The sequence below is a fragment of the Rasiella sp. SM2506 genome (genome assembly GCF_050859505.1).
In the GTDB taxonomy this organism is placed as follows: Bacteria; Bacteroidota; Bacteroidia; order Flavobacteriales; family Flavobacteriaceae; genus Marinirhabdus.
On the sequence record NZ_CP193934.1, the window covers coordinates 3248706 to 3271286 of the forward strand.

The window sequence follows — 22581 nt, forward strand, 5'->3', positions numbered from 1 at the left end:
TTTTAAAGTTTACGTATACAACAATCGCAGGGCAGTCCCTTCATTTGGCATAGAAGAAATTTTAAAATCTGCGCCAATTACCTTTGCCCTATTGGTCATATTTTTTATTCCTATTCCAGAATAATCTATTTCGTCCTGAAAACCGATACCATTGTCCTGGGCATTAATTAGCAATTCATTTTCGGTATAGGTTAACGATACGTCCAACGTGGTGGCTTTTGAATGTTTGATGGTATTGGAAAAGAACTCTTGTAAGATCCTAAATACAATGATTTCTTTATCCGAACCTATTGAAAAAGAAGACCCTATTATATGATAGGTAGCTTTAATAAAATCCATCCTGTTAAAACGCTCCATTTCAAGTCGTACTGCTTCAGGAAGACTTAAGTTTTTTATTGCTTCCGGGTTAATAAGTTTTGATAGCATTCGTATTTCACTTATAGCCTTTCCTATCGTTTTAGAAGCTTCATCTATAGTTTCAGGCTTTTCCTTTGTGAGTTGTACTTGTATTTTTGCCAGCGTCATGAGTTGCCCAATGTTGTCATGTAGCTCCCAACTTATATTTCGCAAGGTTTCTTCACGAATCTCTATTTGGATCTCAGAAAGTTCTCTTTCATACGCTTCCTTTGTAATTTGTTGCTCCAACAAAAACTTGTTTTTACGGCGTACAAAAACGGTAATTAACGTAATAATTATAGCTACGAGAACCAATAATATTACTACCGATATGAGTGCAACTATTTCTTCTCTCTGGTCCATAAAAATCCTGTAATAAAACAAGTGTTCATAATAATTACTAAAAGCAAATGAACCGTTATTAGTATCATAAATGGATTCTCTGCATCACTATCAAAAAAATGTCTTGTGACTTTAATTGGAATATAGCCTACGTAAAACAATAATAAGCCAATACTTACCCAAAACAAAAGATCCCTTTTAACGATTAAGATTTGTGGCGTGAATAAAATTTCAATGAAATATAAAATAATACAAAATATTAAAACGCAAGCTCCAACAATATAGGCCAGCAGTTGTGGGTCATATAAAAATGATTCATAAAATAGATTTATAATACTAGCCAACACAAAACATACAGAGGCAAATGCAATATATTTTTTATACTGTTTTCTTTGTGCGTTTTTATAAAAAACGAAATAGAAGTACAGAAAAAATATCATATTATATAAATTATATTGCACTACATTGGTGTAAAATTTTTCGTGTATATACTCTGCAAACACTTCATTCAAAAACACATACAACAGCAACCAAGGAAAAAAACGAAGATAGGTATGGCTGTACTTTTTGTAAAATATAAAAGCAAGAAATACGGCGATTCCATAGGAAGAAAAAACACCGTATTCAAGAATTGTATGTTGTATTGAATTGTCCAAAGTACCGTATTATCTAGTCATCAAAATCGGTTTCCTGATCTGGTGGTGGTGGCCTAAGGTTTATTTCGTTTAAAATTAAACTAACATCACTACCAATTTGAACCGGACTTGCTATTCCTGTAACTGGGTTTATAAAAAGCAATTGCGGTTTCATACTCCCCACATAGTTTCCTTTTTGCAAGGCTCCTATCTGCTTAGGAGTATCCGTTCCTTCATTTTGGTCTTGAATAGGGATAGGCTGCTCTTGTAACCAATCTTTAACCGATACAATGGTTCTACCTCCATCGTCTGTTGTACGAGTTATAAATCCTTGTTGTTTTCCATCAATTTCGGTAGTGGGTACTAAAATAAAAGAATTTTGACGTGGATATTTCACCGGGGTACCGTTATCGAACGAAGCTGCATCTGGATAATTCGTAAAATAAAATCGAAGCCCTCCAATTTTCACCTTCGCTAAGGCAGCTTCAGACTCAATAAAAGCCATGTAGTTTTTTACAGTCTCATAATCATACTCCCCATAACGCGTGGGATGGAATTCCTGAGTACTATCTACTTTTTCTTCAAAACTTTTAATGATAGGTACCCGCCTATCGCTGTAGGAATCAAACATTTGCTTTGCCTGCGCTACCGGTATTATTTGAGCTGGTGGTTGGGTAGCAGGAGGTTTAGGGTCTATGTGCTCTTCACAGGCTATTACCAGGGAAAACAGGGCTACTAGCCAAGCACTTCGTACTACAAATTTTACAAATTTTTTCATAAGTTCAATGTATTAGTTTCCATAAAGTTACAGTAAATATGTTTACAAACTGAAGGAAAGAAATACCTTGAAAAAACAATACACTTGATTTACAAGTAATTAAGGGGCTATACACATTAAAATTGGAGTAAATCACCCCAGGAAAAAAGGGTTTTTCCCCCCACTGAAAAGATCATTCTGTAGCCTCTTCTATTTTAATTTCATTTAATTGCTTGTTTTTCATCTGGGCATATTTGAAGCCTTGTTCCCACCAAAGAGACATATCCTTCTTGTTAAAGACCAAAGAGTTGGTGGTAAGCACCGTGGGTGTGTAGTAGAGATTTATAATCGCATTTTTATTAGCAGCTACAAATTTCCCAATCCGGATATTCTGTTTTTCTACCCTATCCAACATATACCCATGGATTGAGGTTAAAAGTGAAAAAACATTTCGTACGGGTAATCTGTTATAATAGGTTACATCGGTTTCTAAAATAATAACATCCACTTCGGTAGCACCCCTATTTAGGGCTTCTTCAATGGGGACCATACTTCCAAAACCGCCATCTGCATATTCGCAACCTTCTTTTTTTACCAAACTCATAAAAGGCACATAGTTGCAGGAAATCCAGATCCAATCCAGGAAATCTTTATAGTTGAAGTCGTTTATAGATTTGTATTCAACCTGATTTAAGGATAGATTGGACACTGTGACCACAATTTCTTTAGGACCTTGTTTTAGCTGGTTAAATTCTTCTTCGGTAAGGGTTTTTTCAATAAGCTTGCGGAGGTTATGGCTTTCGCCGAAGGTTTTACTGCCCTTCATAAAATTTTTCAGCACATTAAAGTGGTTAATGGCGATCTCTTTTCCGCCGTATTTGGTCTTTTTTATCACAAAAGGACAAGCGCTAAAAATACTCTCTTGATTCACCGAAGTATATACTTCTTTTATTTTTTCAACCTTATGCAGCGCTAAGTGAGAAATTAATAAACTACCTGTGCTGGTACCCACAAAAAGATCGTACTCCTGGCGAAGATCTTCCAACAGGTATTGCGCCACGCCCCCTGCAAAAGCGCCTTTACTGCCTCCTCCCGAAATTACTAATGCTTTCATGGTTTGTAGTTTATAGTTTATTAAGAAAGGGTTCGCTGTATCAAGCGCTCCGCTATGGTTAACCCTTCCGGTTCCCTTCGGCGAACCACCTTCCTTTTCTTGGGAAGGAGCCCTTGTGCTGTTTTATTTAGAAACTTGGTTCTTGGTTCTTGGTTCTTCAAAGTTAAAAAAACTTAGTAAGCCCTCCCTTCCAACGCATTAGGTGTCGGCAAAGATTCGTGTAAGATACGCTTCTTCTTTAGCTGAAAAAGATTTCAATCGTTTTTGTACCGGCTTCTTTACATCAGGTTTCTTTAAAACTTCATCCAACAAGGCTCTGGAAGCACTTCTGAAACGCCAGTTATGATGTACTGAAGCATTTATTAGATTATCAACAACCATTTCATTGTAATAGCCTAATTGATTGATATACTGAAAAGCTTTCTGTCTAATCTCGAAACTATAGTCGGGAGAAGTGTAGTTTCTTAACTCTTCTTTAAAGTTTTCTTTTTCCGAAACTCTATATTCTGAAGACACTATAGCCAATGCCAACCATACTAACCGAATGTTTTTATCCTGAAATCCTAGCACCCCATCCATTTTGTTGAGATAGGTTGCAATATCTTCTGGAAAATTAAGGCATACTAAATAGAGCGCAGCTTCCTGGGTGATGTAACTGTCGTCCTCCAATAAGCTTTCAAATTCAGACTTTAAACTCATTGGAATTTCTGTAGCGGATAAAGCGATGGCCTGCCGCACAAAGAGGTTATTACTTTCAAAACCCTTTCGGTACAAAGCAATGGATTGCTCCAAGGGCTCTCCTGCCAATTGCGAAATTGCTTCCTGCCCTATATAGTCGTCTGGAAAGGTAAGTGCCGTGGTTAATGGAATTTTCTTCTCTGCTAACGGAATACCAGCCAACCTAGCCACTTCAAAATAGGTATTGATGAACTGCGATTTCAGCAACGAATTAAAGGCTTGCTCAGCTTTAAAAGCGGTTTGTTGCAACCAGTCTTTTTCCCAGGCAGCTATATCGGTTCCTGTAACTGCCTTTACCTGGTTCACAAAATCTTCTGTTGACACGTTTTTAAACTTATATTTTTTTAAATAGGAAGCCACTGCATTTTTAAACGCTTCCTCACCTATTTGTTCTTTCAAGAGATGCAAAGCCCAGGCGCCTTTTTCGTAAAAAATTAAGGAGCTTGCCTTGGGGTCTAACAAAGATTGTCCTTTGCCTTCATCGCTTAACGCCTTCAATTGCTCTGCGCTTTGGTAAAGCTTCCAGTAATAATAGTCGTCGCCAAAAATTTCGCGTTCTGCTAACAACGCAAAATACGTAGCGAAGCCTTCCTGCAGCCAATGATGCGTTCCAGAAGTTTCGGTTACCAGATTTCCAAACCATTGATGCGCGAGCTCGTGTGCGTTTACGTTTATATAATTTCGATCGTTAAAACCTATGTCGTCCACAACAAAAGCTTCAGAAAATAAGGTGCAGGTGGTGTTTTCCATGCCTGCGTATAAAAAATCGCGGACGGGCACTTGTTTATAATTCTGCCACGGATACGGCACGCCGATTTCAGCTTCTAAAAAATCGAAAATCTCTTTGGTATGGCGGTAGGTAGGTTCAAAATTTGCGGTGTCTTTGGTGGAGAGGTACAATTCAATTGGGATACCGCTTTTAGAGGTAAGTTCTTTTTTCTGAAAATCGCCGATGGCAAAGGCTACTAAGTAACTGGACATGGGTTTTTGCATGTCGAATGAAAAACGAGTAGCATCGCCTAAACTCTCGCTATTTTTTAATACTCCATTTGCAATAACCCGTCTACCGTTTGGAGCTATAATGGTTAAATCGAACTCAATCTTATCGTTCATATCATCAATACTTGGCAGCCAGTGAGAGGTGTACTTGCCCTGCCCTTGCGTCCAGATTTGATCTCCTGTGAAGTAGAGGGTTTGTTTGGGAATAGCTTCGTATTTGAAGGAAGCGGTATACGTGTTTCCTTTTTGAAATTTTGCCGTAAACCATATTTTGTCATCTGTAACTGAAACGTTCCCCGTTTTAAAATCTATTTCAGAAAGTTTCATTTTAATCGCGTCCAGAGAAACGCTATCTGTGTCTTTTTTTACTAAAAAAGCAACTCGAACATTTCCATTAACCATTTCCGAAGTAATATCAGGCTCGACCAATGCTGAAATCTTAGTGAAATCGACCACATCGGTTTGTTGGGAATAGGCGAACGTAGAAAGTAGAAAAACGAAAATAGAAAAAAACTTCATGGGGGTGTATTATTATTTTTCAGTAGCACAGATGCACTGTAGCACTTGAATATCGAGCAGATCTTTGTTCCAATTTTCAATCACGTGGTAATTTCAGTATAAAATTTTTAGAAGGCTTTTCTGGTTGCTCATTTGGCAATTGTTGGTGCCAGCGAATCATATCAAAAAAAGCATAAAAGCGTTCCCTAGGAGTTAACGCCAAAAACGCCGCTTCTTGTGCCTTATTGCTTTCTTCTTCTGTTCTGAAGGAAATTTCCATACGTAAAGATAGTAATTCTGAAATCGAAAAAATGAAATCGAAAAAAATCTAACACTTTTAGCTCCTTCCCCCAGCGGCTAAAGATATCCAACAAATCTGGAGATGTTTGTTACGCGATTCGGGGGAAGAGCCTGCCCCGTATGTATTGCGGGGTGGATTTCAGCCTAACAATGTAAATTTTATTACAAAACTAATATTGCTGAAATTCGGAAGGGGGACTTTTGAAACCGAAATCAAATTCTTACTTGATAACCTATCTTAATTCTTTAGATTATTTTAATTTTAGCCTCAGCGATGTATGTGATTTCTCCTGCGTCGAAATGACTATTACTAATGAAACCCAATTTCCTGCAAACTCCTATAGATTACCTCAAAGGTGTTGGCCCTAACCGTGCCGATTTGCTTAAAAAAGAGCTGGGAATTCATACGTTTCAGGATCTGCTCAATCTCTATCCCAACCGCTATCTGGACCGTACGCAGTACTATAAAGTTGGGCAATTGCAACAGTCGAATGCTGAAGTACAGGTAGTTGGTAAAATCACACACCTTAAAACTGTGGAGCAAAAACGCGGGAAGCGCCTTGTGGCAAGCTTTCGGGATGAAACGGGTGTGATGGAGCTGGTGTGGTTTCGTGGGCATAAATGGATTCGGGAAAACTTAAAGCTGAATACACCGTATGTTATTTTCGGAAAAACCAATTGGTTTAACGGTACCTTTTCTATGCCACATCCCGAAATGGAGCTACTCACAGAACACGAAAAAAGTCTGCGTTCTGCCATGCAACCCATATATCCTTCTACCGAAAAGCTGGGAAATAGCGGCATTACAAACAAGGTAATTAATACCTTGATGCAACAATTATTTACGGAAACAAAAAATGCTTTTGCTGAAAGTATAGCTGCACCAATTTTGCAAGCGCTTAAGTTGCTTCCCAAAAATGAAGCCTTGTTCAACATTCATTTTCCACAAAGTGCCGAACTATTAGCGAGGGCTCAATACCGGTTAAAATTTGAAGAACTTTTCTATATTCAGCTACAATTACTGCGGAAGAATATGCTCCATAAAGCCAAAATTAAAGGCCATCCTTTTAACGTGGTGGGCAACAATTTTAATAGCTTTTTTAAAGAGCATTTACCCTTCAATTTAACCGAAGCACAGAAGCGCGTTTTAAAAGAAATTAGAGCAGATCTAGGCAGCAATGCACAAATGAACCGCTTGTTGCAGGGAGATGTAGGTTCGGGGAAGACCATTGTAGCATTTATGTCAATGCTACTGGCACTTGACAACGGTTTTCAGGCCTGCTTAATGGCGCCTACTGAAATTTTGTCAGTACAGCACTACACCGACTTATTTGAATTGTGTAACAAAATGAATATCAGTGTTTCATTGCTAACTGGATCAAGTACTACTTCACAACGAAGAGAAATTCATAAAAATCTTGAAAGTGGCGAATTACAACTCTTAATTGGTACTCATGCTTTGCTGGAAGACAAGGTGAAATTTAAGAATTTAGGGCTTGCGATTATAGACGAGCAACACCGTTTTGGCGTCGCCCAACGCAGCAAATTATGGCACAAAGGAAGCCCACCTCAATCCTCCCTAAGGGAGGAAGCTCAAACAGTGCGTAAAAAGTATATGACAGCGCGACCCTCTGCTTATAAATTACTGAAAGAACTGCAGCAAAAAAACAAAAAGCAATCCACGCAGGCGGAAGCAATATTATGGGAATGCCTAAGAACTAAAAAAATTGGTTATAAGTTTAGAAGACATCATATTATTGACGAATTTATAGTCGATTTTGTCTGTCTTGAAAAAAGACTGGTCCTTGAAGTAGATGGTGGTTATCACAACCACCCAGAGCAAAAGGAAGCTGATGCATTAAGAACTGAAATTTTAAGAGAATTAAAATTTAAAGTAATAAGATTTACTAATGAAGAAGTAATAGGCAATATAGACGGAACGTTACAAATTATAGAAAATACATTAAAAAGCCTCCCCTCCGGGGAGGTTGGAGGGGCTATACCTCCACACATTTTAGTAATGACCGCCACCCCTATTCCCCGCACCCTCGCGATGAGTGTGTACGGAGATCTGGATATAAGTGTTATTGACGAACTTCCACCGGGCCGAAAAGAAATTACCACCGTGCATCGCTATGATTCCAACAGACTAAAAGTGTTCCGTTTTATCCGTGATGAAATTGAAAAAGGACGGCAAATTTATGTGGTGTATCCGTTAATTCAGGAAAGTGAAGCGCTGGATTATAAAGATTTAATGGACGGGTATGAAAGTATTGTACGTGACTTTCCGCAGCCCACCTACCAAATCTCTATCGTTCACGGCCAAATGAAACCAGCCGATAAAGACTATGAGATGGATCGTTTTGTTCGCGGCGAAACGCAAATTATGGTGGCCACTACTGTAATTGAAGTGGGTGTAAACGTCCCGAATGCTTCGGTAATGATTGTAGAAAGCGCCGAACGTTTTGGTCTTTCCCAGCTCCATCAGCTCCGGGGTCGTGTAGGACGTGGCGCAGAACAGAGCTATTGCATACTCATGACCAGCCATAAGCTAAGTGCAGACGCCAAAACACGCCTGGAAACCATGGTCCGCACCAGCGACGGTTTTGAAATAAGCGAAGTAGATCTAAAACTTCGTGGCCCGGGAGATCTTATGGGCACTCAACAAAGTGGTGTTCTCAACCTTCGTATTGCAGATATCATTAAAGACACCGAAATCCTTAAAATAGCACGTAGCTACGCTTTACAAACCCTAAAAGCAGACCCTACCCTTTCAGCTTCAGAAAACCACCCTATTAAAAGCACTTTTGCGCAATTGGTGAAGTTTAAGAATATATGGAATTATATAAGTTAGTTGTGAGTTGTGAGTTGTGAGTTGTGAGTTGTGAGTGAAAATTAATTTTTATTCTATAGTTTGTAGCATACGTTTTTTATTCAACGTACTTACTAATTAAACGGGGTTTTCAATTTTAAGTTTCAGCATATATAAAAAAGAATGTGTTTTATAAGCCCTGTTTTTTTATCTTTACAAGGCTCCCCTATTAATTTTTTTGACTGTGACTGTCACTATTAAACCCCTTACCCACGGCGGGGAAGCTTGCTATGCTATTTTGTTTGCTTATGAGGTATCCTTAAAAGAACTGATTAAAGAGCTGCAATACGTACGCTATACGGCTACCCACAAATGCTTTTATGTGTTTACAAAAAACTGGAACCTGGAAGCACTTGAGCGTGCAATTTTGGCAAAAGGTATCACTGTTACCAAAGATCCTGCCCTCACCCAATCCAGTATAAAAATTCCTGTTCCTGTTATCGAGCAAGGCACTCATTTTATTTTAAAACCTATAGAAGTATATAGAAATTATCTAGTTGGATTGCGCCTTAGTAAAAGTACGGTGGAGACTTACAGTGTTTTTATAAGTAACTTTTTCTTGTTTTTACACCAAAAACTTTTGACCGAAGTAACGAATGAAGATGTGCGGCTTTTTGTTGAGCAGCAGGTACGAGTTAAAAACTATAAAATAAGTACACATAGACAATTGATTAGTGCTATAAAGCATTTTGCCACCTTACAATTAGACAGCAAGATTGACATAGATGCCCTACAAAGACCTTATAAATCTAAGTACCTTCCTACTGTGTTAAGTACTGAAGAGGTACTGGAATTATTACGGGTAGCAAAAAATTTAAAACACAGGGCTGCGCTAGCATTATTGTATAGCAGTGGTTTACGTATTGGCGAATTAATCTCTTTAGAATTACATATGATAGATATAGACCGTAAGCAACTTGTAGTAAAGCAAGGAAAAGGCAGGAAAGACCGAGTGGTTGTGCTGGCTGAAGGATTTATAGGGCTGCTAAAAAATTATTATTTGACCTACCGGCCTAAGCAGTATTTTATAGAAAACCCTACGGGTGGGCCTTATAGTGCTGGGAGCATCCGTCAATTTATAAAAAGGTATGGCAAAGCGGCTGGTATTAGAAAAAATATTACGCCCCATACGTTACGGCATAGCTACGCGACCCATTTAATTGAAAATGGGGTTGGTTTGCGGTATGTACAGGATCTATTAGGGCATTCAAAACCGGAGACTACTATGATCTATACGCATGTAGCCAGAAAGGATCTATTACAGATTCAGAGTCCTTTGGATACGGCATTACAGAGCCTTGCGAAGCGGGATAAAGAGTTATTAAAACTCCCGTTTTCGGATAATTTTAGCGGATAAACGTCTATATTTGTGTGTATATAACCCGTTACCACACATTTGAGAAAAACCAATGTACAGACATTCAAACCATTCAAAAATATTCGGCACAGGTAGAATTGATGAAAAATTTCGTTCGATTTTCCAACGGCTTTCTCAAACAATCGAAAGTGAAACCGAGAACTATATTTTGAACGTAAATCCAACTGAATACTTGGAACATTTGGCTAATTCAAATCAAATGGAAATACCAATAATTAACTATGAAGACGTTTATGCAGATAGTTATGAAGATGATATTCCAATGGAATACTTTTCAGCCAGATACGATAGATTTGGAGTTGATAAAATCAAAAAAGAAATAATTCAATTTTTTATTCCAGTTAGCGGAAACGTTGACTTACTAAATTATAGTCCAGCTTCGACTTTCTATCTTGGTGGTGGTGGAGATTTCAAAGTCAATAGTGATTCAATTTCAACAGAATTTATAAATTTCGATAACGATGGACCTGCATAAAAAAACGATTTGATAGCGAAGTCAGAGGGATTAGAAGTAATTATGACAGCTTGATATCTGATATCGAAAAATTTAATAATTCCCTTAAATCTGCCTTAAATAGTGTTTTTAGTAAGCGTAAAAACGCACTACTGAACAAAAACAGCTTAATGTCTTCTTTGGGAGTTCCTTTAAAAAGAAAAAATTCTACTACGAATACTTTTTCTGTGCCTAAACCACAACTGAAGGAAAAAATAAAAATTAGCAAACCAGTAGTGACAGAAAAAGGATTTAAACCAGAGCCAACTTTGAATGAAGAAAGTTACCGACATATTTTAAAACTTATAAATGACGTTGGTAAGAATTTTGAGAGAATGCCAAGTGTATACAAAGGAAAAGGCGAAGAAGATTTACGAGACCATATTCTAATGACTTTAGACCCAAACTTTGAACTTGGAAGTGCGAGCGGAGAAACATTTAATAAATCAGGGAAAACGGATATTCAACTAAGATACGATAGTTCTGCCATCTTCATAGCTGAATGTAAATTTTGGAGTGGAGAAAAAGGTTATTTAAGTACAATTTCACAATTGTTAAATTACCTGACCTGGAGAGATACAAAAGCTTCTGTAATAATGTTTGTTAGACAACAAGATTTCAGTTCAATTTTAGAAAAAGTTAGGACGAGCACAGAAAATCACGAGAATTATTTAAGCTATGAAAATAATACTGATGAAAATTGGTTCAACTACCGATTTCATATCAACGGAGATAAAAATAGAGAATTAAAATTAGCAATACAACTGTACCATTTACCGAAATAAAAACGTGTGGTAACAACGTATATATCTCATAGCTAAACAGTTGCTTAATCGAAGTTAAGGTATATTTGCAAGTCCGCCAAATTTTTTAATTTGGCTTATTGATTAAAGAAGGTAATAAGAAAATTAAAAAATTCGGCTCGTGCTTAACCGAATAGTTATCGCTAATTTAGACGCTACGAGCCATATACAAAACCGTTAGCCACAAGCTGAAAAAACTATCATCATAGAAGAAAAATTCGACATATTAATAGAAAATGAAATTCCAGAAGAGAGCATTCCGGAAATATTAAGAGGTGCTTTATTTTTTGAGAAAGTTAATGGAATTCCAATGGCTGATTACTGGACTTCCAAAGAATTTTCGAATAGAGATGAATTTTACGTAGTTCTAAATGCCTATTTCAGTTTAGTTACTTCTGTTCCTAAAATACCTGAAAACAATGAATGGCGTTTGAAATTTGATGTAGCATCTTTGTTTCAATTAAAATCAAATGCACAGTCTGCAAAATCTATTGATTTACTTACTCAAAGTAAATGTTATGCGGACTCGTTATCGATTTGTAGAATTTTAATATCTAGATTGAATTTATTACTTCTTTGTTCGCTTAATCCAAATTTGTTTAATATTTGGTTGAAAAACCCCAAAGACAAAATTTTTTTGGATGGAAACATAAGAAATGAACTCAAAAACAATCAACTCTTACTACCAACTCATCTATACGAATTTTATAGTGAAATTATTCACGGACAAATACAAGGTTTAGCAGAAATCGGATATTTTGAGGAAGGGGTTTTTGCAGATGTTCCTTCAGCAGAGAACCAAATTTGGGTTACTGCTAAATTCGCAATTGCAGCTAGCTATTATGCGATTTTATCAATGGCGATTAAAGATTGTGAAGGAAAAAAAATACCTGAGAAATTCCTAAAACATCAAATACTATTTGAATGGTTTAAAGAAAACTATTTAGTACATAATAGAATTGACCAATTTTGGACTTTTTTATTAGAAGACAGACACGTTGAGAAAGTAAAAAAAGATGAATACATTGTAGGTAGAAATTATGATTTTGACGGAATAAAAGAACAAATAGATAAGTTTCATAGAAAAGGACAAAAGAAAAAATTATCTAAAAAATACGATTTAGTTGAAAGTCTGAATGGAAAAGCCAGTGGCTAACAACGTATATAAAAAATAGCGCGAGTCATTGCTAACACAAAGGTTCGGGCATTTTCAGGAAGTCGCCAAATTTTTAAATTTGACAAATTCCCAAAAATAAAATAATTAATAAAATTTAAAAATTCGGCTTGTATTTAATCCGAAAAATTATCGCTTATTTTCAGCGCTACTTTTCATATACAATACCGTTACCCATAAGCTTTACAGACAATTGAAAATCCTTCTGCACATTTTAATTTTTGTCTTTTTGACTGTAATCACACAAATTGGAGGAATAGTCTATTTGATTTCAATCCTACTGATTAAGCAAACTGCAAATAGAAAACGACTAAAACGTTTTGGAATATTCGCAGGCCTCTACCTACTGACAACTTTTTTGGTTGTACCATATGTTGCACCGATTTTCGGTCGAGAAAAAATTAAGGAATCGGAATTTTTGGAAGCACATTCGTTTTTCTACAAGCTAGCGAATAGAAATTATGTAAAACCAGAATTAAATTCTATTATTCAAGATATTTCAATTGAACTCCAACGAAATAATTATGGTTTAAAATTAATCTACCTTGATGCAAATTTCCCCTTTCTTGAAAAATTTCCACTACTGCCCCACTTAAGCCATAACGATGGAAAAAAAATTGATGTTTCGTTAATTTATAAGTATTCAAACGGAAATCTTTCAAACGAGAAACCTTCAATAAGTGGATATGGAGTTTACGAAAAACCTAACGCTAATGAATATAACCAAACTGTGATTTGTAAAGAACGAGGAAATTGGCAGTACGACTTTCCTAAATATTTGACTTTAGGAACAATCAATAAAGAGATTGAATTTTCGGAAAGCGCAACACGAGAATTGGCTAAATTGATTTTAGAACAAGAAGATATAGGTAAATTGTTCATCGAACCGCATTTGAAGAAACGACTGAATTTAACAAGTGGAAAAGTAAGATTTCATGGTTGTCAGGCAGTAAGGCACGATGATCATATACATTTTCAGTTAAAATAAAACGGGGAAAGCCTATGGGTAACAACGCATATAATACAGCGGGTCACACTCGTCTTAAATTAATTTCCCTAAATTTATAAAAAAATTAGTACAGCGGATAATTACGTAGTGGCGGCGCCACTGCCCACGGCTGATTCGCACGCTGCGCTTCCCACTTTCGCTGACGCAAAATGTTGGCACTGCCGAAGCTGCCGCTCAAGACCCGCCGTATCATATGCAAACCCGTTACCTGCAATGCTATTAAACAAAGAAAGCGCCGAGGAGCTCCTTCGACGCTTTCAATTCCTTATAAGTAAATATCTTTGGGCAGTCTCTTGCCCGACTTAAAGATAATGCGCCTGAGTACTACTACAGTCGCGGAATCATTAGCCGCTAAGCTAACGAATCAAAACCCATCTCCCCATTGGACTTGAGGCGGGATAATTTTCTAAAACAACTTGTACATTCTTTGCCTAAGTGCCGTAAGGCGGCTTATATTCAAGTGCAGGTTCCTGCGGCTTGAGCGAATCATAGCATTGAACGAGGTCAATACTAAACAATGAAAAAGGTCCTTATTGGCTTTAAAGTTTTTTCTTAATTGTAAAAGAACTTGATATACAAATATAGATAGAATGATTCTAAATAATAAATAAATGATTCATAGTTGTCAACAGAGTTTTCAACACTAAGCTGATTTACAGTAGAATAATGAAAAACTCGATCACACTGCAGGTAACAACGCATATAATACAGCGGTTACATTCGGCTTAAATTAAATTTCCTAACTTTATAAAAAAATGGTACAGCGGATAAATACGTAGTGGCGGCGCCACTACCCACGGCTGATTCGCACGCTGCGCTTCCCACTTTCGCTGACGCAAAATGTTGGCACTGCCGAAGCAGCCGCTCAAAACCCGCCGTATCATATGCAAACCCGTTGGCAAAAATTAAATGAAGAACATAACTTATATATTTTTAGTTTTATTAATAACAAGTTGTCAAACCAAAAGAGAGAACAAAAGTCCAATTATCGACAATCCAAATAACGAATGGAGTAAGTTCCAATCTTCAAATCAAGCCTTTACAATTGAATTTCCGACAACAGAAATTAAAAGACAAGCTAGCGATTATTTTGATAATGAAAATATCAAAAGAAAAAGTAATGCGATGAAAATTAATCTTCAAGATTCAATAAGTAAATTGAATTTTGGATATTCAGTATCCTATGTCCATTTTGAAGAATTAAATAAAGATGAATTTGATTTAAATGATTTCTATTTATTGCAAAAAGAGCACTTTACTGTTATTACTGGAAACTATGCAACTTATGATAAAGTAATTGACTTTGTTGGGCGAAAAGGTAGAGAAATGCAATTCAAAATTAATGAAAGTAATAGTGTTGCAACTTATCGATTAATCACAGTAGACTCAACTTATTATTTATTACAAGTCCTTACATCACAGGATGATAGCACACCATTTAACAAGGCAACCAGAAAATTTTTTGAATCATTTGAATTTACAACTGATTATTAACTTTTGCCAACACCGCATATAATACAGCGGTCTAATGGTTAAGTGAATTGTATTTCCTACAATTAATTGTAAATTAGTCACGCGGATAATCACGTAGTGGCGGCGCCACTGCCCACGGCTGATTCGCACGCTGCGCTTCCCACTTTCGCTGACGCAAAATGTTGGCACTGCCGATGCTGCCGCTCAAGACCCGCCGTATCATATGCAAACCTGTTGTGCAACATACTTAAAAAACAAAATGACCGAAGAAATCACATCACTATTTAAAGAAAGAACTGAACATCCACTTTTCTATGTAGAAAGCGGTAGCCGACTTTGGGGAATTGCAAGTCCCGATAGCGATTATGATGTTCGCGGATTTCATCTTCAGTCAAAAGAACAATATTTCGACTTCAAAAAACACCGAGATTTAATCGAAATAATGGACGGCGATTTTGATTTCGTTTCTTATGATATTGACAAAATGTTCGGACTTTTGGCAAAAAGCAATCCAACAGTATTCGAATGGATAAGAGCGCATATAATATATTTCAACAATTTGCCAGAATGGAAAGAAACCCAACAGCGGATTGTTAAAAATTTTGATTTCAAAGCACTTTATTATCATTATTTATCACTTGCAAAAGGCAATATAAATTTAATGGAAACGGACAAAAAGTTTACTTATAAAACTGCTTTCTATTGTATTCGTGGATTACTATCGGCAGAGTTAGCAACAAGAAAAATTATTCCTGAATTGCTAATTGACAAATTATTTGATCAATTTGAGCACGAAAATGACGTGATTAAAATTGCGAAAGACAGTCTCGAAAAGAAAAAAAGTAAAACGGAAAAGGAAGATGTCGAAAGTGATAAAAAACCATTAATCCTTGAAACGATTAAAAAATATGCTCAAGAATTGGACAAAAATATTCCTGACAAATCAAACAATCCAGATAAATTAAAAGCTATTTTGAGAGATTATAGTTTCGAACTGAAAAATAAATATTACGGATAAGTACGTTGCACAACAACGCATATAATACAGCGGGTTGATAGTTAAGTGAATTGGATTTCCTACAAATAATCGTAAATTGGTCACGCGGATAAACACGTAGTGGCGGCGCCACTGCCCTCGGCTGATTCGCACGCTGCGCTTCCCACTTTCGCTGACGCAAAATGTTGGCACTGCCGAAGCTGCCGCTCAAAACCCGCCGTATCATATGCAAAACCGTTACCAAACATAGCACTTTTTGATATTTTCAATACATTTTTGGTTCGGCTGAACTAATTGCGCTTGTCCACAATCTGATCTCAATATCGGTCTACATCTGGCGTTAACCACCACTCATTCTGGCTGAACTATTCTGTCCACGGCAGAATTAATTGCACTAGCGGAAAATTACCAGGAAGTGGTTGCTGATACTTTGCAAGACCTTGACTCAATCGATAGTTCGGGGCGTGCTTCGTTTGGTAACAACGCATATAATTCATGGCTAACATTCTCAAGATTTAAAAAATTCCACATTTTTTGATTAACTTTCAACTCCGAATAATCCGGAGGGCGGCGCCACTGCCCTGCCGACGCTCAAGCCAAATGCTGCGCCACGTTGCTACTTGCATTTAACGCTCAGCCGACGCAGCCGCGAAGTCGCCACAAATCATATGCAAACCCGTTGCCATCAAGCTTGAAAATCCGTAATTTCATTAAAATTATGTTCAAAATTGATAATTCCGTACCTTTGATAAAATGCTAAACGAAATGGATTTACAATCACGAAAAATAGAATTCGTACAAGAGTTTCTAAAAGTACAAAGCGAAGAAGTAGTTTCAAGCCTTGAAAAACTTTTACGCAAGAAAAATAAATCTGAATCTAACGATGAATTAGAACCAATGACAATGGACGAATTCAACGACCGAATCGATAAATCAATGGAAGACTCTAAAAAAGGTCGCCTAATAAAAGCGAGCGATTTAAAGACCAAAATTGATAAATGGAATTAGAAATTTATTGGACGCAATTCGCAGAAGACGAACTTTACAGGGTATTTAAGCATTATCTTAGAAAAGCTGGATATCGTACTGCCAAAAAACTTGCTGATGGAATTTATGAAGAGCCATTAAAGCTAACACATCAACCTGAAATTGGACAAGTTGAAGAGTATCTGAAAAATAGAAAAGTTGAATTTCGGTATATACTCTACAAAACAAACTACAAGATTATTTATTGGGTAAATCGAGAGGAAAATCGGATTGAAATAAATGATGTTTTCGATGTTAGACAATACCCTCTAAAAATCAAACGAACGCAGTAAAGCCAGATGGCAACACCGCATATAATACAGCGGGTCTGATGGTTAAGTGAATTGTATTTCCTACAATTAATCGTAAATTAGTCACGCGGATAAATACGTAGTGGCGGCGCCACTGCCCACGGCTGATTCGCACGCTGCGCTTCCCACTTTCGCTGACGCAAAATGTTGGCACTACCGATGCTGCCGCTCAAGACCCGCCGTATCATATGCAAACCCGTTACCTCACATAGCGCTTTTCGATAGTTTCAATACATTTTTGTTACGGCTGATCTAATTGCGCTAATTCAGAAAGCTGAACTCAATATCGGATTAACCCTGGCTTCACATCAAAAACATTCTGGCTGAATCAATTCGTCCACGGCGGATTTAATTGCGCTAGGGGAAAAATGGTGAGAAAAGTAGCTGATTTGTTGCGAGTTCCGTGACCCGCTCGATGGTTCGGGGCGTGCTACGTTAGGTAACAACGCATATAATTTATGGCTTAGATTCGTAAATAATTAAAGTTCCTCAGTTTTTTATTATCTTTCAAATCCGAAAGAACCGATAGGCGGCGCCACTGCCCTGCCGACGCTCAAGCCAAATGCTGCGCCACGTTGCTACTTGCATTTACGCTTCAGCCGATGCAGCCGCAAAGACGCCACAAATCATATGCAAAACCGTTGCCCATAATTGTGAAGAAACCTATGAAATATATTTGTTACTTTGGAATTCTATGCTTATTTGCATTAGGATGTAATAATAAACCTAAAATGACGGTTGAAGAACAGCGTGTTGAGGACAGCTTAGTTAAAGCTGGAAATTATAGGATTATCAATCGTGACCGAATAAGAGATAGTATCGCAAACGCAGAACAAAACAAAGTCATTGGCGAAATTGAATTCGGAATGAATAAAGAAATTGGCGAAATGAAAGTTGCCAAATTTTTTGAACAAAGTCAGCGTAAAAGGTTTGAGAGCTCAACATATACAAGCTCTTACATTGGTAATTACGAATTTAACAAAAGAAAAACATTTGATTATTACGAGGACGGTAAGTTATATATGTTTAAAATTAAGGGTGTTAAAATTCCGTATCAAAAATTAGAAACTGAAGTTAGATACCAATTAGACAAAATATTAGAAGTTATTGAATTAAAATATTCCGAACCTTATTTAACTTATCCCTATCCAAAAAGTTACGAAATTGATGATGATAAAGATTATACCTGCGCAATTTGGAGAATTGGTACTAAAGAGATATTAATTACAATTGATGAAGAAGGAACGGATTATACTGTCGATGTAAATATTTACCAACCAAATATTCTTGATTCAATTTATAATAAACAGCGACGAAAAGAATTAGAAAAGACAGAAAAAGCTAAGGAAATATTTTAGCCATATTGCGGAAACAACTATGGGCAACAACGCATATAATACAGCGGGTCAAATGGTTAAGTGAATTGGATTTCCTACAAATATTCGTAAATTGGTCGCGCGGATAAATAAGTAGTGGCGGCGCCACTGCCCACGGCTGATTCACACGCTGCGCTTCCCACTTTCGCTGACGCAAAATGTTGGCACTGCCGAAGCTGCCGCCCAAAACCCGCCGTATCATATGCAAAACCGTTACCAAACATAGCACTTTTTGATATTTTCAATACATTTTAGGAACGGCTGATTTAATTGCGCAAGTTCAGAAAGCCGAAATCAATATCGGATAAATCCTAGCGTTAACCACCACACATTTTGGCTGAACTAATCCCTCCACAGATGAACTAATTGCGCTCGCGGAAAACTAGCAAGAGGTGGTTTCTGATGTTTTGCGAGACCTGGGACTTACGCGATAGTTCGGGGCGTGCTTCGTTTGGTAACAACGCATATAATTCATGGCTAACATTCTCAAGATTTAAAAGTTCCCACATTTTTTTATTAACTTTCAACTCCGAAAAATCCGGAGGGCGGCGCCATTGCCCTGCCGACGCTTCAGCCAAATGCTACGCCACGTTGCTACTCCGCATTTACGCACAGCCGACGCAGCCGCAAAATCGCCACAAATCATATGCAAACCCGTTACCAAACATAGCACTTTTTGATATTTTCAATACATTTTTGTAACGGCTGAACTAATTGCACTTGTCCACAAACTGATTTCAATATCGGTCTACATCTGGCGTTAACCACCATTCATTCTGGCTGAACTATACTTTCCACGGTAGAATTAATTGCACTAGCGGAAAATTACCAGGAAATGGTTGCTGATACTTTGCAAGACCGTGACTCACTCGAAATTTCGGGGCGTGCTTCGTTTGGTAACAACGCATATAATTTATGGCTAACATTCTCAAGATTTAAAAGTTCCCACATTTTTTGATTAACTTTCAACTCCGAATAATCCGGAGGGCGGCGCCATTGCCCTGCCGACGCTTCAGCCAAATGCTACGCCACGTTGCTACTTGCATTTAACGCTCAGCCGACGCAGCCGCAAAATCGCCACAAATCATATGCAAACCCGTTATGCACAAGCTAAAAAAAACATCGTGAACAGATTTATAATTTGGACTTTATTACTTTTTACCAATATCACGATTGCCCAATCTGATAAACAATTCCTATCCGATTTTTTGTTGGAAGATGAATTGAAATCTGGAAATCAACATCAGGAATTAAAGCAATATGACTTCTCAAATATTTGGAAGAACACACCGAACGAGATTATTTACGGAATAATTGGTGAAGACCATCAACGTATCAGAGTAAAACTACTTTCAATAAATAAAAGCTTTGATAATCCTAATGTTTATGACGTTTACGGGAAATCAATGGTCAAGGGAACGGTTTGTGACTTTTTTGGAACTATAACTATCAAAAAGATCAAAGAAGTTACGGAATTGCATTTTGGAGTTGATAACGAATACAAAAATAAAGGAATTAAAAAGCAGGGAATTATTATAGCGGAATATTCATTCAATGAAGATGCCCAACAAAAGCACAGCGGAATTTTTAAAGGTAAACTCTTTTCTAAATGGTATTTGAATAAAAAAGATGAAATGGAATATGACGACATTCAGTCAATTTCTGACAGTTATAAAAACAACGCATTTATCGGAATTTGGAAAAGCTACTCAACTGGAAAAGAAAAGATTTGTAATTGGGCTGATTGGAGAGTTCCAAATGCCAACCAAGATTTTGACATTGGCGCAGGCGAATTTAGTGTATCAGAAAAATACTGGAATAAAGGTTGGATGGATATTGCTTTGAAAAATCAAGTGCCGAATGGAGCAATTGTCCGAGAAAAATCGAATAAAAAAACTAAAGAATGGTGGGAATAAAGCCAGTGCATAACAACGCATATAATACAGCGGTCACATCCGTCTTAAATAAAATTCCCTAAATTTATAAAAAATTGGTACAGCGGATAATTACGTAGTGGCGGCGCCACTGCCCACGGCTGATTCGCACGCTGACGCTTCCCACAAACCGCTGACGCAGTTTTGTTGGCACTGCCGAAGCTGCCGCTCAAAACCCGCCGTATCATATGCAAAACCGTTACCAAACATAGCACTTTTTGATATTTTCAATACATTTTTGGTTCGGCTGAACTAATTGCACTTGTCCACAAACTGATTTCAATATCGGTCTACATCTGGCGTTAACCACCACTCATTCTGGCTGAACTATTCTGTCCACGGCAGAATTAATTGCACTAGCGGAAAATTACCAGGAAGTGGTTGCTGATACTTTGCAAGACCGTGACTCACTCGATAGTTCGGGGCGTGCTTCGTTTGGTAACAACGCATATAATTCATGGCTAACATTCTCAAGATTTAAAAGTTCCCACATTTTTTGATTAACTTTCAACTCCGAATAATCCGGAGGGCGGCGCCACTGCCCTGCCGACGCTCAAGCCAAATGCTGCGCCACGTTGCTACTTGCATTTAACGCTCAGCCGACGCAGCCGCAAATTCGCCACAAATCATATGCAAACCCGTTGTAAGCAATTTAAGAAACATTCTCATGGGATTATTTGACTTTTTAAAATCCAAGCCAAAAATTAAATCTGATTTTATTCCAGGAATAGGTGAATTAATCTTTTCTTCGGAGTTGGAGGAAAGTGCCTACCGAGGGAAAATAAATCTTGCAAATTTAGAATACAAAACGGAAGTTGTTTTTCCTTGTGACAATAAGGATATATCTGATTATCAAATATCTTACTTTAAAGAAATTGATAAAAATATTAAGGAAATATTGGATTTTGCTGCTAAAATGCAAGATTCTAAAATTGAATTGTCTAAATGTAAAGTAATTTGTATTATGATTCCTGACAGAGAAAATATTAGTTATGATATAGATTCAGAAATAGTTATAAATCAAAAAGAAAAGAATAATATTTATGGGAAAAGTATTTATTCACTGATTATGGACAAACTAAAAGTCGTCGAAATTATAACAATATAAAAAAACTGCTTACAACACCGCATATAATCCAGCGGTCACATCCGGCTTTAATTAAATTTCCTAACTTTATAAAAAAATTGGTACAGCGGATAATTACGTAGTGGCGGCGCCACTGCCCACGGCTGATTCGCACGCTGCGCTTCCCACTTTCGCTGACGCAAAATGTTGGCACTGCCGATGCTGCCGCTCAAAACCCGCCGTATCATATGCAAACCCGTTACCAAACATAGCACTTTTTGATATTTTCAATACATTTTAGGAACGGCTGATTTAATTGCGCAAGTTCAGAAAGCCGAAATCAATATCGGATAAATCCTAGCGTTAACCACCACACATTTTGGCTGAACTAATCCCTCCACAGATGAACTAATTGCGCTCGCGGAAAACTAGCAAGAGGTGGTTTCTGATGTTTTGCGAGACCTGGGACTTACGCGATAGTTCGGGGCGTGCTTCGTTTGGTAACAACGCATATAATTCATGGCTAACATTCTCAAGATTTAAAAGTTCCCACATTTTTTTATTAACTTTCAACTCCGAAAAATCCGGAGGGCGGCGCCATTGCCCTGCCGACGCTTCAGCCAAATGCTACGCCACGTTGCTACTCCGCATTTACGCACAGCCGACGCAGCCGCAAAATCGCCACAAATCATATGCAAACCCGTTAGCCACAAGCAATTAAAATAAGATATAAAGGTCATCAGAATTTATCAAAAAAATAAATTATAACTAATGATAAAATTGCCTCAAATATTGATAGGTTTTCTAACCATTATTTTAGAAATTATAGCTATTCAAATGGCTTATTATAATATGGGATGGCTTTGGGCCTTTATAATCCTTATTCTTGT

General features: G+C 37.4%; 19 protein-coding genes. 13 read left to right on the forward strand and 6 right to left on the reverse strand.

Translation table 11 applies throughout. The features are described 5' to 3' along the window. Positions 1 to 9: 9 nt before the first annotated feature. The 6 genes from ACQ2HF_RS14610 to ACQ2HF_RS14635 form a co-directional block, all read right to left on the reverse strand. Positions 10 to 759, reverse strand: a complete 750-nt coding sequence (locus ACQ2HF_RS14610; protein ID WP_432411158.1) for a sensor histidine kinase — start codon at positions 757 to 759, stop codon at positions 10 to 12. Beyond that, the gene (locus ACQ2HF_RS14615; protein WP_432411159.1) at positions 738 to 1394 is read right to left on the reverse strand and encodes a hypothetical protein; all 657 of its coding nucleotides are present in this window, start codon (positions 1392 to 1394) and stop codon (positions 738 to 740) included. Before ACQ2HF_RS14615 ends, ACQ2HF_RS14610 begins: the two co-directional genes overlap by 22 nt. 13 nt (positions 1395 to 1407) lie before the next feature. Next, positions 1408 to 2151 (reverse strand): hypothetical protein, encoded by a 744-nt coding sequence (locus ACQ2HF_RS14620; protein WP_432411160.1) that lies wholly within the window; start codon positions 2149 to 2151, stop codon positions 1408 to 1410. A gap of 172 nt (positions 2152 to 2323) precedes the next feature. Beyond that, positions 2324 to 3244: a patatin-like phospholipase family protein gene (locus tag ACQ2HF_RS14625; RefSeq protein ID WP_432411161.1), complete on the reverse strand. Its 921-nt coding sequence runs from the start codon at positions 3242 to 3244 to the stop codon at positions 2324 to 2326. A gap of 198 nt (positions 3245 to 3442) precedes the next feature. After that, the gene (locus tag ACQ2HF_RS14630) at positions 3443 to 5500 is read right to left on the reverse strand and encodes a M1 family metallopeptidase (protein ID WP_432411162.1); all 2058 of its coding nucleotides are present in this window, start codon (positions 5498 to 5500) and stop codon (positions 3443 to 3445) included. A gap of 76 nt (positions 5501 to 5576) precedes the next feature. After that, a complete protein-coding gene (locus ACQ2HF_RS14635) occupies positions 5577 to 5759 on the reverse strand; it encodes a hypothetical protein (RefSeq protein WP_432411163.1) in 183 nt (60 codons plus the stop codon). A gap of 333 nt (positions 5760 to 6092) precedes the next feature. Between ACQ2HF_RS14635 and ACQ2HF_RS14640 the strand changes: the two genes are divergently transcribed. The 13 genes from ACQ2HF_RS14640 to ACQ2HF_RS14700 all read left to right on the forward strand — a co-directional run bounded on the left by ACQ2HF_RS14640 (position 6093) and on the right by ACQ2HF_RS14700 (position 21733). Further along, complete coding sequence (locus ACQ2HF_RS14640; RefSeq protein WP_432411164.1) at positions 6093 to 8633, forward strand: DUF559 domain-containing protein; 2541 nt, start codon at positions 6093 to 6095, stop codon at positions 8631 to 8633. Positions 8634 to 8835: 202 nt separating this feature from the next. Continuing rightward, positions 8836 to 10008 carry a tyrosine-type recombinase/integrase gene (locus ACQ2HF_RS14645; protein WP_432411165.1) on the forward strand — a complete coding sequence of 391 codons (1173 nt, stop codon included), beginning with the start codon at positions 8836 to 8838 and terminating at the stop codon, positions 10006 to 10008. Positions 10009 to 10228: 220 nt separating this feature from the next. Continuing rightward, positions 10229 to 10504, forward strand: a complete 276-nt coding sequence (locus ACQ2HF_RS14650; protein ID WP_432411166.1) for a hypothetical protein — start codon at positions 10229 to 10231, stop codon at positions 10502 to 10504. A gap of 50 nt (positions 10505 to 10554) precedes the next feature. Then, a complete protein-coding gene (locus ACQ2HF_RS14655) occupies positions 10555 to 11307 on the forward strand; it encodes a hypothetical protein (protein WP_432411167.1) in 753 nt (250 codons plus the stop codon). A 328-nt stretch (positions 11308 to 11635) separates the two neighbouring features. After that, positions 11636 to 12481, forward strand: coding sequence for a hypothetical protein (locus ACQ2HF_RS14660; protein WP_432411168.1), 846 nt, complete (start codon positions 11636 to 11638; stop codon positions 12479 to 12481). A 247-nt stretch (positions 12482 to 12728) separates the two neighbouring features. Continuing rightward, positions 12729 to 13487 carry a hypothetical protein gene (locus ACQ2HF_RS14665; RefSeq protein ID WP_432411169.1) on the forward strand — a complete coding sequence of 253 codons (759 nt, stop codon included), beginning with the start codon at positions 12729 to 12731 and terminating at the stop codon, positions 13485 to 13487. Positions 13488 to 14417: 930 nt separating this feature from the next. Then, positions 14418 to 15002 carry a hypothetical protein gene (locus ACQ2HF_RS14670; protein ID WP_432411170.1) on the forward strand — a complete coding sequence of 195 codons (585 nt, stop codon included), beginning with the start codon at positions 14418 to 14420 and terminating at the stop codon, positions 15000 to 15002. A 238-nt stretch (positions 15003 to 15240) separates the two neighbouring features. After that, positions 15241 to 15999, forward strand: coding sequence for a nucleotidyltransferase domain-containing protein (locus ACQ2HF_RS14675; RefSeq protein WP_432411171.1), 759 nt, complete (start codon positions 15241 to 15243; stop codon positions 15997 to 15999). 744 nt (positions 16000 to 16743) lie between these two features. Beyond that, positions 16744 to 16986: a hypothetical protein gene (locus ACQ2HF_RS14680; RefSeq protein WP_432411172.1), complete on the forward strand. Its 243-nt coding sequence runs from the start codon at positions 16744 to 16746 to the stop codon at positions 16984 to 16986. Then, the gene (locus tag ACQ2HF_RS14685) at positions 16977 to 17297 is read left to right on the forward strand and encodes a type II toxin-antitoxin system RelE/ParE family toxin (protein ID WP_432411173.1); all 321 of its coding nucleotides are present in this window, start codon (positions 16977 to 16979) and stop codon (positions 17295 to 17297) included. The genes ACQ2HF_RS14680 and ACQ2HF_RS14685 overlap by 10 nt, the downstream gene beginning before the upstream one ends. 671 nt (positions 17298 to 17968) lie before the next feature. Beyond that, positions 17969 to 18673 carry a hypothetical protein gene (locus ACQ2HF_RS14690; RefSeq protein WP_432411174.1) on the forward strand — a complete coding sequence of 235 codons (705 nt, stop codon included), beginning with the start codon at positions 17969 to 17971 and terminating at the stop codon, positions 18671 to 18673. Between the two features lie 1106 nt (positions 18674 to 19779). Beyond that, a complete protein-coding gene (locus tag ACQ2HF_RS14695) occupies positions 19780 to 20607 on the forward strand; it encodes a hypothetical protein (RefSeq protein WP_432411175.1) in 828 nt (275 codons plus the stop codon). Between the two features lie 685 nt (positions 20608 to 21292). Beyond that, positions 21293 to 21733, forward strand: a complete 441-nt coding sequence (locus tag ACQ2HF_RS14700) for a hypothetical protein (RefSeq protein WP_432411176.1) — start codon at positions 21293 to 21295, stop codon at positions 21731 to 21733. Positions 21734 to 22581: the final 848 nt, after the last annotated feature.

Coding starts and splice junctions, on each gene's coding strand:
- ACQ2HF_RS14620 (WP_432411160.1), bottom strand. CDS start 2,151: ATGAAAAAATTTGTAAAATTTGTAGTACGAAGTGCTTGGCTAGTAGCC.
- ACQ2HF_RS14630 (WP_432411162.1), bottom strand. CDS start 5,500: ATGAAGTTTTTTTCTATTTTCGTTTTTCTACTTTCTACGTTCGCCTAT.
- ACQ2HF_RS14695 (WP_432411175.1), top strand. CDS start 19,780: ATGCAAACCCGTTATGCACAAGCTAAAAAAAACATCGTGAACAGATTT.
- ACQ2HF_RS14625 (WP_432411161.1), bottom strand. CDS start 3,244: ATGAAAGCATTAGTAATTTCGGGAGGAGGCAGTAAAGGCGCTTTTGCA.
- ACQ2HF_RS14660 (WP_432411168.1), top strand. CDS start 11,636: ATGGCTGATTACTGGACTTCCAAAGAATTTTCGAATAGAGATGAATTT.
- ACQ2HF_RS14640 (WP_432411164.1), top strand. CDS start 6,093: ATGAAACCCAATTTCCTGCAAACTCCTATAGATTACCTCAAAGGTGTT.
- ACQ2HF_RS14675 (WP_432411171.1), top strand. CDS start 15,241: ATGACCGAAGAAATCACATCACTATTTAAAGAAAGAACTGAACATCCA.
- ACQ2HF_RS14635 (WP_432411163.1), bottom strand. CDS start 5,759: ATGGAAATTTCCTTCAGAACAGAAGAAGAAAGCAATAAGGCACAAGAA.
- ACQ2HF_RS14650 (WP_432411166.1), top strand. CDS start 10,229: ATGGAAATACCAATAATTAACTATGAAGACGTTTATGCAGATAGTTAT.
- ACQ2HF_RS14685 (WP_432411173.1), top strand. CDS start 16,977: ATGGAATTAGAAATTTATTGGACGCAATTCGCAGAAGACGAACTTTAC.
- ACQ2HF_RS14700 (WP_432411176.1), top strand. CDS start 21,293: ATGGGATTATTTGACTTTTTAAAATCCAAGCCAAAAATTAAATCTGAT.
- ACQ2HF_RS14610 (WP_432411158.1), bottom strand. CDS start 759: ATGGACCAGAGAGAAGAAATAGTTGCACTCATATCGGTAGTAATATTA.
- ACQ2HF_RS14680 (WP_432411172.1), top strand. CDS start 16,744: ATGGATTTACAATCACGAAAAATAGAATTCGTACAAGAGTTTCTAAAA.
- ACQ2HF_RS14670 (WP_432411170.1), top strand. CDS start 14,418: ATGAAGAACATAACTTATATATTTTTAGTTTTATTAATAACAAGTTGT.